The sequence below is a fragment of the Muriventricola aceti genome (assembly GCF_025567565.1).
Classification (GTDB): domain Bacteria; phylum Bacillota; class Clostridia; order Oscillospirales; family Oscillospiraceae; genus Lawsonibacter; species Lawsonibacter aceti.
On the sequence record NZ_JAOQKF010000016.1, the window covers coordinates 16453 to 31458 of the forward strand.

Annotated in this window: 13 protein-coding genes; 7 read left to right on the top strand and 6 right to left on the bottom strand. The window is 59.9% G+C overall.

Annotated features, from left to right (window positions below; all coding sequences use genetic code 11):
• The first annotated feature begins 61 nt into the window (after positions 1-61).
• The 7 genes from argH (at position 62) to argF (ending at position 7383) form a co-directional block, all read left to right on the top strand.
• Complete coding sequence (gene argH, locus OCV64_RS14805; RefSeq protein WP_147570921.1) at positions 62-1441, top strand: argininosuccinate lyase; 1380 nt, start codon at positions 62-64, stop codon at positions 1439-1441.
• Positions 1442-1509: 68 nt separating this feature from the next.
• On the top strand, positions 1510-2451 hold the full coding sequence (argC, locus tag OCV64_RS14810; protein WP_147570920.1) for an N-acetyl-gamma-glutamyl-phosphate reductase: 942 nt from the start codon (positions 1510-1512) through the stop codon (positions 2449-2451).
• A gap of 63 nt (positions 2452-2514) precedes the next feature.
• The gene (gene argJ / locus OCV64_RS14815) at positions 2515-3738 is read left to right on the top strand and encodes a bifunctional glutamate N-acetyltransferase/amino-acid acetyltransferase ArgJ (protein WP_394803847.1); all 1224 of its coding nucleotides are present in this window, start codon (positions 2515-2517) and stop codon (positions 3736-3738) included.
• Between the two features lie 28 nt (positions 3739-3766).
• Entirely contained in the window at positions 3767-4117 is a 351-nt protein-coding gene (locus tag OCV64_RS14820; protein ID WP_262670431.1) for a hypothetical protein, read from the top strand.
• 15 nt (positions 4118-4132) lie between these two features.
• Positions 4133-4990, top strand: coding sequence for an acetylglutamate kinase (gene argB, locus OCV64_RS14825; RefSeq protein ID WP_147570918.1), 858 nt, complete (start codon positions 4133-4135; stop codon positions 4988-4990).
• Positions 4991-5207: 217 nt separating this feature from the next.
• Entirely contained in the window at positions 5208-6386 is a 1179-nt protein-coding gene (locus tag OCV64_RS14830; protein WP_262670432.1) for an aspartate aminotransferase family protein, read from the top strand.
• Positions 6387-6465: 79 nt separating this feature from the next.
• The gene (gene argF / locus OCV64_RS14835; RefSeq protein WP_147570916.1) at positions 6466-7383 is read left to right on the top strand and encodes an ornithine carbamoyltransferase; all 918 of its coding nucleotides are present in this window, start codon (positions 6466-6468) and stop codon (positions 7381-7383) included.
• Between the two features lie 55 nt (positions 7384-7438).
• On the opposite strand, the gene OCV64_RS14840 is transcribed toward argF, so the two are convergent.
• The 6 genes from OCV64_RS14840 to OCV64_RS14865 form a co-directional block, all read right to left on the bottom strand.
• A complete protein-coding gene (locus OCV64_RS14840; RefSeq protein WP_147570915.1) occupies positions 7439-8137 on the bottom strand; it encodes a zf-HC2 domain-containing protein in 699 nt (232 codons plus the stop codon).
• Entirely contained in the window at positions 8134-8610 is a 477-nt protein-coding gene (locus tag OCV64_RS14845; protein ID WP_147570914.1) for an RNA polymerase sigma factor, read from the bottom strand. Before OCV64_RS14845 ends, OCV64_RS14840 begins: the two co-directional genes overlap by 4 nt.
• A gap of 88 nt (positions 8611-8698) precedes the next feature.
• Positions 8699-9727: a threonine aldolase family protein gene (locus OCV64_RS14850; protein WP_186853299.1), complete on the bottom strand. Its 1029-nt coding sequence runs from the start codon at positions 9725-9727 to the stop codon at positions 8699-8701.
• Between the two features lie 96 nt (positions 9728-9823).
• Complete coding sequence (pheT, locus tag OCV64_RS14855; RefSeq protein ID WP_262670433.1) at positions 9824-12640, bottom strand: phenylalanine--tRNA ligase subunit beta; 2817 nt, start codon at positions 12638-12640, stop codon at positions 9824-9826.
• A gap of 156 nt (positions 12641-12796) precedes the next feature.
• Positions 12797-13822, bottom strand: a complete 1026-nt coding sequence (gene pheS / locus OCV64_RS14860) for a phenylalanine--tRNA ligase subunit alpha (protein WP_186853301.1) — start codon at positions 13820-13822, stop codon at positions 12797-12799.
• Between the two features lie 27 nt (positions 13823-13849).
• The gene (locus tag OCV64_RS14865; protein WP_262670434.1) at positions 13850-14869 is read right to left on the bottom strand and encodes a polysaccharide deacetylase family protein; all 1020 of its coding nucleotides are present in this window, start codon (positions 14867-14869) and stop codon (positions 13850-13852) included.
• Positions 14870-15006: the final 137 nt, after the last annotated feature.

Sequence of the window (15006 nt, forward strand, 5' to 3'; positions counted from 1 at the left end):
TGGAGATAAGCCCAATATCTTCGCTCTCCATTCTATTCTTAATATTTGTGAGGTAACTGACATGAAGTTATGGGCAGGAAGATTTCAAAAGGAAACTGACACACTGGTGAACGATTTTAACTCCTCTATCGGTTTTGACGCCCGGCTGTATCGGCAGGATATCCAGGGCTCCATCGCCCACGCCCAGATGCTGGGCAGGCAGGGGATCATCGAGGCGCATGAGGCGGAAAAGATCGTAGAGGGCCTGAAGGCTATCCTGGCTGACATTGAGGACGACAAGGTGGAGTTCTCCCTGGACAACGAGGACATCCACATGAACATCGAGGCCATGCTGACCCAGCGCATCGGCGACGCGGGCAAGCGCCTCCACACCGGCCGTTCCCGGAACGACCAGGTGGCGGTGGACACCCGGCTGTATGTCAAGGAGGAAATCCCTGTTATCATTGGCCAGGTGTTGGCGCTGGAGGAGGTCCTGGTCAAAAAGGCCGAGGCCAACCTAGACACCGTCATGCCGGGTTATACCCACCTTCAGCGGGCCCAGCCCACCACCTTTGCTCACTACATGATGGCCTACGCCAACATGTTCAAGCGGGATGTCACCCGGCTGGAGGACTGCCTGGAGCGGCTGGACGAGTGCCCCCTGGGGGCGGGCGCCCTGGCCACTTCTACCTATCCGGTGGACCGCTTCGCCACTGCCCAGGCTCTGGGCTTTAAAAAACCAACCGACAATTCCATGGACTCAGTGTCCGACCGGGACTACGCCATCGAGCTGCTGTCCGCCCTGTCCATCCTGATGATGCACCTGTCTCGGTTCTCTGAGGAGATCGTGCTGTGGTGCTCCTGGGAGTTCAAGTTCGCGGACCTGGACGACGCCTACTCCACTGGTTCCTCCATCATGCCTCAGAAGAAGAACCCAGACGTGGCCGAGCTGGTGCGGGGCAAGACTGGGCGGGTGTACGGTGCCCTGGTCACGTTGCTTACTGTGATGAAGTCCCTTCCCCTGGCCTACAACAAGGATATGCAGGAGGACAAGGAGGCCGTCTTTGACGCCATTGACACGGTGGAGCTGTGCCTGCCCGTGTTTGCCGCCATGGTGGATACCCTGACCGTGCGGCCTAAGAATATGGCCAAGGCAGCGGCCGGCGGCTTCATCAACGCCACCGACTGTGCCGACTACCTGACGAAAAAGGGGCTGCCCTTCCGGGAGGCCTATATGATCGTGGGCCGGCTGGTCAACCTGTGCATCAAGACGGGGGACACCCTGGATACGCTGACCTTAAAGGACTTCCGGGCCATCTCCTCCCTGTTTGATGAGGACGTGTACCAGGCCCTGGCCCTCAAGACCTGTGTGAATGAAAGAAAGGTCTATGGCGGCCCGGCGAAGGAGAGCGTGGAGAAGCAGATCGCCCTGATTGAAGAATTTGTGGCAGAGCGCAAATAAGCCATTGCAAAAATTCCCAGGTTAGACCATAATAGAACTATCATTTCAAAGAAATCCAGGTGGTCCATATGAGTAAGCCAAAGGTATATATCGACGGTAAGGAGGGCACCACCGGCCTGCAGATCTATGAGCGGCTGGGCGGCCGGGAGGACATCGAGCTGCTCCTTATCGACGAGGATAAGCGAAAGGACACAGAGGAGAGAAAGAAATTCCTCAACGCCGCCGACCTGGTGTTCCTGTGTCTGCCTGACGCCGCCGCTGTGGAGGCGGTGTCCCTCATAGAAAACCCTAAGACCCGAATTATTGACGCTTCCACCGCCCACCGGACGGCGGAGGGCTGGGTATATGGCTTTGCCGAACTGCTGCCCGGCCAGCGCCAGCGCATCAAGTTCTCCTCCCGAGTGGCCAACCCAGGGTGTCACGCCACTGGCTTTTTGTCCACGGTGGCCCCCCTGATAGAGTTGGGGGTGCTGCCCAGGGACTACCCCTTATCCTGTTACTCCCTCACCGGCTACTCTGGCGGAGGAAAGAAGATGATTGCTGAGTATGAGGCACCGGACCGGGACCCTTTGCTGGACTCTCCGGCTCCTTACGCCATTGGCCTGTGTCACAAGCACCTGCCTGAGATGCGTCAGGTGGCGGGCCTGGACTTTCCACCCAATTTTCTGCCGGTGCTGGGGGATATCTACAAGGGGATGGCGACCACTGTTATGCTCCAGAACCATCTGCTGAATGGCACGCCCAATGCCCAGGACGTCCACGATCTGCTGGCCGGCTACTACCAGGACCAGAAGCTGGTCCAGGTCACCCCCTTCGGAGGGGCCGGTCCCCGGCTGTATACCAGCCAGCTGGCGGGAAAGGACAGCCTGGAGATCACGGTTTCCGGAACGCAGGAGCAGACGCTGCTTACTGCCCAGTTTGATAATCTGGGAAAAGGAGCGTCGGGGGCCGCGGTCCAGAATATGAACATTATGATGGGGTTTGAAGAAACTGCCGGACTTAGCCTGTAATAGCGTGTCCTGCGGTGGGGCGCGCACTGTGCGCCCCGATGAAAAAAAAGGAGGGTATCCCTCATGTTGAATGAAATTTCCGGCGGCGTGTGTGCCGCCCGGGGCTTCCAGGCCGCCGGTGTCCACTGTGGCGTCAAGGCCAGCAGCAGCCCGGATAAGAACGACCTGGCCCTGATCCTGTCGGAGCGGGAGTGCGCTGCCGCCGCCGTCTATACCCTGAACCGGGTGAAATCCGCCCCGGTGTATGTCACCATGGACCACCTGGAGGACGGAACCGCCTGGGGTGTGGTGGCCAACAGCGGCAACGCCAATGCCTGCTGCCCTTTGAGCCACGAGAACGCCCAGGCCATGTGCGCTGCCGCCGCCCAGGCCACCGGCCGCCAGCCAGAGGACTTTGTGGTGGCCTCCACCGGAGTTATCGGAAAAACGATCAACATCGGTGTGATTCAGGCAGGTATGCCAAAGGCAGCCGCCGCTTTGGGTAGGGACGGCTCCGACAGCGCGGCCAATGCCATTATGACGACGGATACAGCGAAAAAAGAGATTGCGATTTCTTTTGAGCTGGGCGGGAAAGAGGTGCGGATGGGGGCTATCGCCAAGGGCTCCGGCATGATTCATCCGAACATGGGCACCATGCTGGCCTTTATCACCACTGACTGCGCCATTACCCACGAACTTCTATCCGATGCTTTGCACCAGGTGGCAGCGAGAACCTTTAACCGGGTGACCGTGGACGGGGATACCTCCACCAACGACACCTGTGCGGTGCTGGCCAACGGTCTGGCGGGCAACACCCTTATCGAGTGGAAGGACGGAGACTACGAGATCTTTGTGGCTGCCCTGGACCATGTGTGCCGCTATCTGGCCCGGTCTATCGCGGCCGACGGCGAGGGGTGCACCAAGCTGGTCACCTGCCTCATGTCCGGCGCCCGCAGCGAGGAGAGCGCCGAGCGTCTGGCCAAGTCGGTGGTGGGCTCCTCCTTGGTGAAGGCGGCCATGTTTGGCGCCGACGCCAACTGGGGCCGGGTGCTGTGCGCCATGGGGTACTCTAAAGCCCCCTTCCGCCCGGAGCATGTGGACGTGACGTTCCGCTCTGCCGCGGGGGAACTCCTGGTCTGTAAGCAGGGTGAGGCCGTAGATTTTGACGAGGCCAAGGCCAAGGAGGTCCTGTCTCAGAAGGAGGTCATCATTGCCGTGGACCTCCACGAGGGGGAGGACAGCGCGGAGTGCTGGGGCTGCGACCTGACGTATGACTATGTGAAAATTAACGGCGACTACCGCACCTGATTCCGGGAAAGAGGAGGACCATGCTGAGATGGCTGAATTAGTTGGATTAGGGAAGAATCTGGGGACGGAGCTGCTGCTGAAGCTTCCCCTCTACCTCCTTCCGGCAACGGTAGTAGGGGTGCTGTCGCACCGGGGAATCAAAAGCCGGATGGGGCGATGGTGTATCGGCCTGCTCGCTCTGGGGTTGAGCGCCGGAGTGCTGTACGGCCTCCTCCGGGCCTCGGGGGTGATCCTGTACCCCAGCGACAAAGTGGGAATGTCCTACTACTGGTACGGCTCCAGCTTCCGGGACGAGGGGATCAGAACGGCCGCTTTCTGCGGGCTGTTGCTTTTGGCGGCGGCCATCCCTCGGATGGGGAAGCTGCTTGATAAAAAATGAGGAGGGATCTGTCCCATGTCCTTTAATGAGATCGACCGGGCCCAGGTGCTGGCTGAGGCCCTGCCTTATATTCAAAAATTCACTGGTAAGACCATCGTGGTGAAATACGGCGGCAACGCCATGGTTTCTGATGAGCTGCGCCACGCCGTCATCTCCGACATCATTCTGCTGTCCCTGGTGGGGATCCGGGTAGTGGTGGTTCACGGCGGCGGCCCGGAGATCAGCGAGATGCTGAAAAAGCTGGGCAAGGAGTCAAAATTCGTGGACGGACTGCGCTATACAGACGAGGAGACGATGGATATTGTCCAGCAGGTCCTGTGCGGCCGGGTGAATAAGGACCTGGTAGCCACTCTGAACCGCTTGGGAGGCCGGGCTTTGGGGCTGTGCGGCCTGGACGGTGCCCTTCTCCAAGCGAAAAAGCTGGATGACAAATACGGCCAGGTGGGGGATATCACCAAGGTGGACGCCGCCCCGGTCATTGACGCCCTGAATGACGGCTATATCCCTGTGGTAGCCACAGTGGCCCAGGGGGTAGATGCGGAGGTGTCCTACAATATTAACGCCGACACTGCCGCCGCCAAGCTGGCTGTGGCCCTTGAGGCGGAGAAGCTGATCCTGCTTACCGATGTGCGCGGCCTGCTCCGGGATCCCAAGAATGAGGCCACCCTGATCCCCGAGCTGCAACTCTCCTCTGTCCCTGCCCTGGTGCGGGAGGGAGTCATTTCTGGAGGGATGATCCCCAAGGTGGAATGCTGCGTGGAGTCTGTCCGTTCCGGCGTCAAGTCGGCGGTTATTTTGGATGGCCGGGTGGCCCACTCCCTGCTGATGGAGCTGCTCACCGACGCGGGCATCGGCACCATGCTGACCAACTAAAGGCGCCCCTAAATGGCGTCGGCATCTGGCGGAGAGGGATCGCATGAATTTACCCTCGATTTCTTTCGAGGCCGTCGGGAGGAATTTCGTGGGAGATGTCACATTTCCGGTGCCATCCTGGAGGATAACGAGAGAAAATTATGATTCCGCGCCGATGAGTGTCGGAATTCCTTGCGGAAAAGATGTTTCGCAGGGATATGATTGAAGGGGGAACACCATGACCTTTGAAGAAATCAAGGCTCTGGACGAGCAGTATGTGATGCGCTCCTATGGCCGCTTCCAGGTGGCCATTGACCACGGAAAAGGGGCTACTGTCTGGGCTGTGGACGGAAAGGAGTATATTGACTTTTCCGCCGGCATCGGTGTGTGCTCGCTGGGATACGGCGATCCGGGCTGGGTGGAGGCCGTTTCCACCCAGGCGGCCAAGCTGGGACATATCTCCAACCTGTTTTACACCGAGCCTTATGCCAAGGTGGCCCACAAGCTGTGTGTCCGCACCGGAATGTCCAATGTGATGTTTGGCAACTCCGGGGCGGAAGCCAACGAGGCCATGATCAAGCTGGCCCGGAAATACTCCTTTGATCGGTATGGCAAGGGCCGCGGAACGGTCATTACCCTCCGTAACTCCTTCCACGGACGCACGATCACGACTCTGGCGGCCACGGGGCAGGATAAGTTCCACAACTACTTTTTCCCCTTCACCGAGGGGTTCCGCTATGCCGATGCCAACGACCTGGATAGCGTGGAAGCGGTGGCCGGCCATGACGTGTGCGCCGTCATGATGGAACTGGTCCAAGGAGAGGGAGGGGTACTGCCCCTGGACCTGGAGTTCGTCCAAAAAGTGGCGGAGCTGTGTGCCAAGCGGGATTGGCTGCTCCTTGTCGATGAGGTTCAGAGCGGCATGGGCCGTACCGGCTCTCTGTTTGCCTTCCAGCAGTATCACATCCAGCCTGATGTGGTGTCCTTCGCCAAGGGCATCGCTGGCGGACTGCCCTTCGGCGGCATCATGGCCAATGAGAAGTGCAGAGAGGTGTTCTCTCCCGGCACTCACGGCACCACCTTCGGGGGCAACCCTGTGGCCGCCGCCGCCGCCTGCCATGTACTGGACCGGATGGACGACGCCTTTTTGGCCCAAGTGAAGGAGAAAGGGGCGTATCTCCGCCAGGCCATCGAAGCCATGGAGCTGCCCTGCCTGGGCAAGACTCGGGGGCTGGGGATGATGATCGGCATCGATGTGGTGGGGGAGCAAACCAACAGCCAGCTGGCCGCCAAGCTTATCGAGAGCGGCCTGCTCATTCTCACCGCGGGACCCGGCTTGAGGCTGCTGCCCCCCCTGACCATCACCCAGGAGGAGATGGACAAGGGGCTGTCCATTATGAAAGCGGCGCTGTTATGATAGAGTGGAGAGAGAAAAGTGAGGGGTGGAGAGATACTCCATCTTCACGCCTCCCTCCTGCAAAGATTGGTGATTTGATATGAAAAAAGATTTGTTAAAGCTGCTGGATTTGTCCCAGGAAGACATCACCCTGATCCTGAATACGGCGGACCAGTTGAAGTACGAGCAGAAGCACAACATCCACAGGGATTATCTCAAGGGCAAGACCTTGGCCATGATCTTTGAGAAAAACTCCACCCGCACGCGGGTGTCCTTTGAAACAGGGATGTTCCAACTGGGCGGCCACGCCCTGTTCCTGTCTGGCAAGGAGAGTCAGATCGGCCGAGGGGAGCCTATTGAGGATACGGCCAGAGTGCTGGACCGCTACTGTGACGGAATTATGATCCGCACCTTTGGCCAGGACGAGGTGGAGGAGCTGGCCCGGAACACCAAGATCCCGGTCATCAATGGCCTGACCGACTTCTGCCATCCCTGCCAGGTGCTGGCCGACCTGCTGACTATTCGAGAGCATAAGGCGGTGCTGGAAGGACTGAAGCTGTGCTACATTGGGGACGGCAACAATATGGCCAACTCCCTGATCGTAGGCGGGCTGAAGACGGGGATGGAGGTGTCAATCGCCTGCCCCGAGGGCTACGATCCCGATTCCCAGGTGCTGGACTTTGCCAGGAGCGACCCCGGTTTCCACTTCTCTCTGTTCCGCACCCCCCAGGAGGCGGCGGCAGGGGCCGATGTGTTGATCACCGACGTGTGGGCCTCCATGGGCCAGGAGGGGGAGAAGACCGTTCGGGAAAAGGCATTTGCGGGCTATCAGATCAACGACGGGCTGATGGCGCTGGCCAACCCCGGCTGCATGGTGCAGCACTGTCTGCCCGCCCACCGGGGAGAGGAGATCACAGCCGAGGTCTTTGAGGCCCACGCAAACGAGATATTCGACGAGGCGGAGAACCGCCTCCACGCCCAGAAGGCAGTTATGTACCTGTTGATGAAGGACCAGTAACAGTAGAGAAGGCCGGCGCACAGACTGTGCGCCGGCCTTTGCTGTCGCCTGGAGCTTAACTCCGCTGCCAGAGGAGGACCGCTCCGTCGGTGGCAGCGGAAAATTCCGCCTCGCCCATATCCTCTAAAGCGGCATAGTCTCCCGCCAGATAATACACCTCCTGAATTTGATCCTGGGAGGGGATCTGGACAGCGGCCCCCTTTACGGTGTCCAGCAGCAGCCCATTCCCAATGGACAAGTGGCCGGAGGATTCAGGCCTGCCTGCGTGGCTGAACAGGGGAGTAAGGTTGGATTTGATATTTTGGGTATAGCACAGATAGACCGCCGTCCGTCCATCGATCTCCCGGTCCAGTACCCGGAACGAGGCGTAATTTCCCCCATAGTAGTAGATGTCGATGACGCCGTCTGAAGCCAGGGAGACGTCCACCATGCCCTCCTGGTACGGCACGGGCCGCTCTACATCGGCGGCGGCGGTGAACACCAGGAACATGGCCAGCATGGCAGCCGCTGTGGCCAGCACAGACAGGCGTTTCCGGCGGGAGAAGCGGCGTTTGACACCCGCTATGACTTGGGCCTTTTCCCGGTCCACATCCGCTGTCTCCCTGTCCAGATTTTCCTCCCTTCCCATCTCGCGTAGGACCTCGGCACAGTGGGGACAACTTTGAATATGCTCGTCTACCGCCTGGCGGCTCTCCTGGCTGCATACCTCATCACGGTACAGGGGCAGCAGATCCTGAATGATTTTGCAGTTCATTGATCTTCCTCCTTTAATTTTGATCTGGCCCGGTGATATGTTACTCGGGCCCAGCTCTCTGTCCTGGAAAAGAGTTGAGCGATCTCTCCAAAGGACAGCTCTCCAAATACCCGGAGAGAAAAGACCTCCCGATAGGGCTCAGGCAGGGCATGGAGCCGGCGGTGAAGTTCCATGGCGGATTCCCGGTCCAGCAGCCGTTCCTCCAACTGGTCGGGGCTGGGCTGGCGCTCCAGATCGGGCATCTCCCCGCTCCGCTTCTGCCGCCGCAATCCGGCTAGATATTTCCGTTTGCCGATTTGGCACAGCCAGACATAGAGCTTGCAATCTCCCCGGAAGCTGTCGATGTGCTGGATGGCCTGAAAAAAAGTCTCCTGGGTCAACTCCTCTGCCAGATCCCGGTCGCCGCACAGGACCAACAGATACCGGTACACCTGTGGGAACAGCTCCTCGTAGACCGCTTCAAAAGATTCCATCTTCTCCCTCCTTTCTGCTTATAGGATGCAGATTGGGGCAAATTGTTACAAAAGAGCCATGGAAAAATTTTTCCATGGCTCTTTCTGCCTATAAGGCGCGGATCGTGGATAGAAGAGCGTCGATATCCTCGTCCCGGGTGGACCAGGAGACGCAAAACCGGACAGCGGTATGGGTCGGGTCCGGCTTGGACTGTAAACTAAAGGAGTATCGCTGGGACAGGGCCGCTGCGGCGTGGTCGGGGAGGACAGGAAACTGCAGATTGGTGGGAGAGTTCGCCAGCAGGGGCCAGCCCTTGTCCAAAAAGCCCTGGCGCAGCCGCATGGCTTGGACCACCGCCCTTCTGCCGATATCCAGGTAAAGTCCGTCCTCCAGCAGCGCCTCGAACTGGACGCCCAGCAGCCTGCCTTTGGCCAGCAGCCCGCCGTGCCGCTTGATGAGGTAGCGGAAGTCCTGTTTCAGGGAATCCTGGGTGATGACCACCGCCTCACCAAAGAGCGTGCCCGCCTTAGTGCCCCCCAGATAGAATACGTCACACAGCCGGGCCAGATCGGGCAGGGTTACATCGGAAGCGGCCAAGCCATAGACCAGCCTGGCCCCGTCCACAAACAGGGTCAGGTGGTACTGGTCAGCCACCCTGCGGATGTCCTCCAGTTCAGCAACAGAATAGACGGTACCCAGCTCGGTGGGGTGGGACAGATAGATGAGGCCCGGCTGGACCGTGTGTTCGGCGGTGGGGTCGTCATAGTGGCCCTGACAGAACTGGGCGATCTGGTGGGCGGTCAGCTTGCCGTCCTGGCTGGGGATAGTGAGCACCTTGTGACCTGTGGCCTCTACCGCTCCGGACTCATGGACGTTGATGTGGCCAGTCTGGGCACAGATGACGCCCTGATGGGGCCGAAGGGCGGCAGAGATCACGGTGGTATTGGCCTGAGTACCCCCCACCAGGAAGTGGATATGGGCATCGGGAGCCTGGCACAGATCCCGGAGCAGGGCCCGGGCGCGGTCGCAGTGGGGGTCCGTGCCATAGCCGGGATGCTCCTCCAGATTGGTGTCCACCAAGGCCTGGAGCACCTTGGGGTGAGCCCCGGCGGCGTAGTCACATTCAAAGCGTACCATGGGATTACCTCCTAAAAAGGGGAGGCGGGATGATAGTCCCGCCAGAATATAAGCTCCCCCGCGGAAACCCCGCGGGGGAGCGGCAGATGGAAAACTTCAGCGCAGGATTGCTCCGCAGTCTTGCTCGAGAGTCGCTAAAATAGCCTTCACATCCTCGTCGGCCTCCTCGCTGGTGAGAGAGCGGTCATCCGCCCGGAGGACCAGATTGAAGGCCACAGACTTCTTGCCCTCGGCCACGCCCTTCCCACGGTAGATATCAAAGAGGGAGACCTCCTTCAGCAGACCCTTGGCTCCTCTCCTGATTGCCTGCTCCAGGGCCCCTACGGTAACGGCCTCATCACAGACGACGGCGATATCGCGGGTGACGGCGGGGAACTTGGGCAGAGGGACATACTCCGGATCGGGGCCCTTGGCCAGCATCAGCTCGTCGAAGGACAGTTCCGCACAGTAGAGCTCGGCGTCCACCCCGTAATTCTGGGCCACCAGAGGGTGAATCTGACCGAAGATACCGATACAGTCACTGCCGGACCACACGGTGGCCACCCGGCCGGGGTGCCAGGAGGCGTCGGAGGGAGCGCCGGTGGGCCCCTCGAAGTGGATGTCTACTGCCCGGATCTCCTTCAGAATAGCCTCGACGGCCCCCTTCAGGGTGAAGAAATCCATATCCTCGCCATAGGCGCCCATGGACAGCACCTTGGCCTCATTGGCTAGGCCGTCGTCCTGATTCATCTGGTTCAACGCGCCGGTAAGGGCTTCCGTAAGCCCATTCACTCCCATATTTTCCAGCTTCTCCTTGGAGGCGGCGAGAGCGGGAGCGTCAGGAGAAACAGGGGTGGAGCCAGATTTGGGCAGATAGATCCGGCCCACTTCATACAGCTTGGCAGACTTGTTGCGGAAATTGTAGTTCCGGGTCAGGATCTCCAGCATAGAGGGCAGGGTAGTGGTACGCATAATGGAGGTGTCCTCTCCCAGGGGGTTGAGGATCTTGAAGCTCTTGCGGGCGTGATAGTCGGCGGGCCAGAGTATCTTGTCATAGTAGGTGGGGGAGATAAAGGAGTAAGTGATGATCTCGTCATACCCACAGGCCCGGCATACGGAGCCCAGGGTCTGCTCCAGCTTTTGCTCCGGCGAGTAGCCGCCCCGGGTGGTCTCCCCCCGAACAAGGGTGGAGGGGATCTTGTTGTAGCCGTGGAAGCGGGCTACCTCCTCGGCCAGGTCGGCCATACCCACCACGTCGCCGCGCCAGGACGGGACCGTAACCTGGTCCCCCTCCACCTGGAAGTCCAGCTTTTTCAGGATGGCGGTCATCTCGGCGGCACTGATCTCGGTACCCAGCAGGGCGTTGATCTTGTCCGGCTCCAACGTCAGGATCCGGGGCTGGGGCACGAAGTTGAGGATGTCGATGACACCGTCCACCACCTCGCCGGCGCCCAGCAGTTCCACCAGCTCACAGGCCCGGTTTACGGCGGGGAGGGTGTTCAGGGGGTCCAGTCCCTTTTCAAACTTGGCGCTGGCCTCGGTGCGCATCCCTAGAGCCAGGGCCCCCTTACGGATGCAGGTGCCGTCAAAGTTGGCCGACTCGAAGACCACGTCCACCGTGTCAGCCACGATCTCGGAGTTCTCACCGCCCATGATGCCCGCCAGGCCAACTGCCCGATGCTCATCGGCGATGACCAGATGGTTTGCGGTCAGCTTGCGTACGTTGCCGTCCAGGGTGGTCAGCTCCTCGCCCTCCTCCGCCCGGCGAACAATGATCTTGCCCCCCTTTACGTAGCGGTAGTCGAAGGCGTGCATAGGCTGGCCGTACTCCAGCATGACATAGTTGGTGATATCCACGATGTTGTTGATGGGGCGCACGCCCATAGCCCGCAGCCGCTCCCGCATCCACTTGGGGGAGGGGGCGATCTTTACGTTTCGCACCATCCGGGCGGTGTACCGAGGGCACAGGTCGGCCGCCGGAGTTTCCACGTCCAACAGCTCCACCAGGGAACCCTCGGCCCCGCCCTTGACCAAGGGCTGATGGAGGCGCAGGGGCTGGTCAAAGGTGGCGGACACTTCTCTCGCCAAGCCGATGACCGACAGGCAGTCGGGGCGGTTGGGGGTGATCTCAAACTCCACCACATGGTCATCCAGGCCAACGACCGGCTTCAGGTCATCTCCGGGCTTGCAGTCCTCGCGGAGAATAAAGATACCGTCTGGGATGCAGTGGGGGAACTCTGCCTGCTGGGCGTGGAGGTCGGCCAGAGTGCAGATGGAGTCCATCTTAGTGTTATAGGCCACTAAATCTCCTTCATGGAGGTTGGCGCATGCTGTGTCGGGGCAGGCGGTGGAGCCTCCCAGGTCCAGACAGGTGTGGAAGGAGCCGTTGGGCTGGGCGGAGGCCTCCAACACCTTAGCGCACACCACGGGGCCGAATACCTTGTCCCCGGCCTTGATATCGGCGGGGATGGAGGGCTTGTCCTTATCCAGAGGGTGGTAGTCGTTTAGGAGAGCGGCGGCGGTTATGACAGCGTAGGGGAAGTCCCGCTCGTCCAGTCCCAGCTCAGACAGACCGCACATCATGCCGTTGGACACCACGCCGCGCAGCTTGCCCTTCTCGATCTTCTTGCCGCCGGGCAGAGTGGACTTGTGCAGGGCCACAGGGACCAGGTCGCCGGGATGGATGTTCCAGGCGCCGGTGACGATCTGGACGGGCTCGGCCTGCCCCACATCAATCTGGCATACCCACATATGGTCGGAATCGGGGTGTCGCTCCATGGACCGGATCTGGCCCACCACCACGTTGGAAATTTCAGAGCCCAGGTCGTGGGTCAGCTCCACCTTGGAGCCAGACAAGGTCATGGCCTCGGCAAAGTCTTTGTCATTGGCCTCAACGGTGACGAACTCGTTGAGCCATTTGCGAGATAGATTCATATTATAAAACTCCCTTTGTTTGAATTAGGAATGAGGAGTTAGGAATTAGGAATTTTGGGGTCCGGCTGCCGCCGGACGGCCGGGAATCAGGCCGCCGAAAGGGACGCCTCAATTCCTGACTCCTAATTTCTAATTCCTAATTGATTCTTGGAACAGTTAAAATTGCTCTAAGAATCTCACGTCGTTCTCGAAGATGAGCCGCAGGTCGGCGATCTTGAAGCGGCGCATGGCGGTGCGCTCCAGACCCATGCCGAAGGCCCAGCCTGAATACACATTGGGGTCAATGCCCGCCATCTCCAGCACCCGGGGGTGGACCATGCCGGCGCCCAGCAGCTCGATCCAGCCTTCTCCCTTGCAGGTGGGACAGCCTACGCCGCCACACTTGTGGCACTGCACGTCCATCTCACAGGAGGGCTCGGTAAAGGGGAAGTGGTGAGGGCGGAAGCGGGTCTTGGTGCCCTTGCCGTACAGCTGCTCCACCACCGTATTTAGGGTGCCCTTTAGGTCGGCCATGGTGACGCCCTTGTCGATGACCATGCCCTCTACCTGGTGAAACATGGGGGAGTGGGTGGCATCCACCTCATCTTTACGGTACACACGACCGGGGGCGATGATGCGGATAGGAAGGGGCATGGTGTCCATAGCCCGTACCTGCATGGGGCTGGTCTGACTGCGGAGCATCACCCGGCTGTCCTCGTCAAAGTAGAAGGTATCCGACCAGTCCCGGCTGGGATGGCCCTCGTCGGCGTTCAGGCGGTCAAAGTTGTATTCGGCCAGCTCCACCTCCGGCCCATCCAGCACGGTAAAGCCCATGCCCACAAAGATGTCCTTGATCTCGTCCAGGGCGATATACATGGGATGCTTGTGGCCCAGCTTGACCGCCTTGCCGGGGATAGTCACATCAAGCGCCTCGTCCCGGAGCTTCTGCTCCAGGGCCTGCTTTTCCAACTTCCTGGCGGCTGCCTCGATGGCCCCTTCCAGAGCGGCCCGGACCTCGTTGGCCAGCTGGCCCATGGCGGGTCTCTCCTCGGCGGAGAGGGAGCCCATACTCTTCAGCACATTGGTGAGCTCTCCCTTCTTGCCCAGGTACTGAACCCGGAGGGCATCCAGGGCGGCGGGATCGGCGGCCCCCTCGATGGCCGCAAGGGCCTGAGACCGGATGTTCGCTAACTGTTCTTTCATGGATAAAACTCCTTTGTTCGGGGACGATCAGGGAAGATATTGGCTGACCGGAGCCCGCATGGTGATATTATGCCGGGGCATCTGGTACAGCCCCTTACGGATATCGGCAGCGCCGTGCCGGGTGGTGACGGATACGGAGAAATGTTCGGTGAGATAGGCGTCGGACCAGGAATCGGTCTGCCCGTGGGGATAGGCGAAGTAGTCTACCTCTACGCCTACGTTCTCCTCAATGAGGTCGATGCTGGCCTGCAGATCCGGGAAAATGCGCTGGGCGTATTCCTCTGGTGTTTCCTCCTTGATATGCAGGATGCCCCGGGGATTTGCCTCCTTGTGGGAATCGTAGGTGTGGGAGCCGAACTCCACCAGCCCGGACTGGGCCATCTCTCGGCACATCTCCCAGGTGAGAAAGTCGGGCTTGGCGTCCACGGTCCGGCGGACGATCATAGCGATGGCGGCCTTGGCCTGAAATTCTTGAAGCAGGGGATAGGCAATTTGGTAGTTGCTGGCATAACCGTCGTCAAAGGTGAGCATGACCGCCTTCTCCGGCAGGGGCTCTCCCGCTGCCAGCTCCCGGGGCAGGACCGTGGTATAGCCGTTGTCCGCCAGCCACTGCAGGTCCTCCCGAAAGCGGCTCTCCGTAAGCGTCCAGTCGTTAAGCTCCTCGTCGGTATCAGGCACAAAGTGGTGATACATCAGGATATACAGAGTGTGGTTATCCACGGGTGGCGCCGGCTCCTCCACCACAGGCGGCGGCGTTTCAGCGGGTTCCTCTTGAACAGGAGGGTCATCCGGCACCGAAGGCTCCACAGGGACAGCGGGGCCTTCCGGCTCATCGGGAGAGGAACCGGGGGACTGATTGACGGAAAGGTCTGGCAGAGGACTGCCGCTGTCGGAGGGCGTGGACTGGTCAGTATCCTCCGTCTCTGGAATAGGGACAGAGGAGCTGACATCAGAACCGGGCAGGGGACTGGGGCCAGCCTTTTGGCAGCCGGCTAGCAGAAGCACACAGGTCAAAGCAGCCAGGATCGGGATAAATCGACGCTTCATGGCACATCACCTCATGTTTCAAAAAACAAAAAGACCTTCCATCCCCAAAATTCAGGGACGAAAGGCCAGCCTTCCGCGGTACCACCCGCATTCGTACACACTTGTACGCGCTCAAAGCCCCGATAACGGTGGGCAGA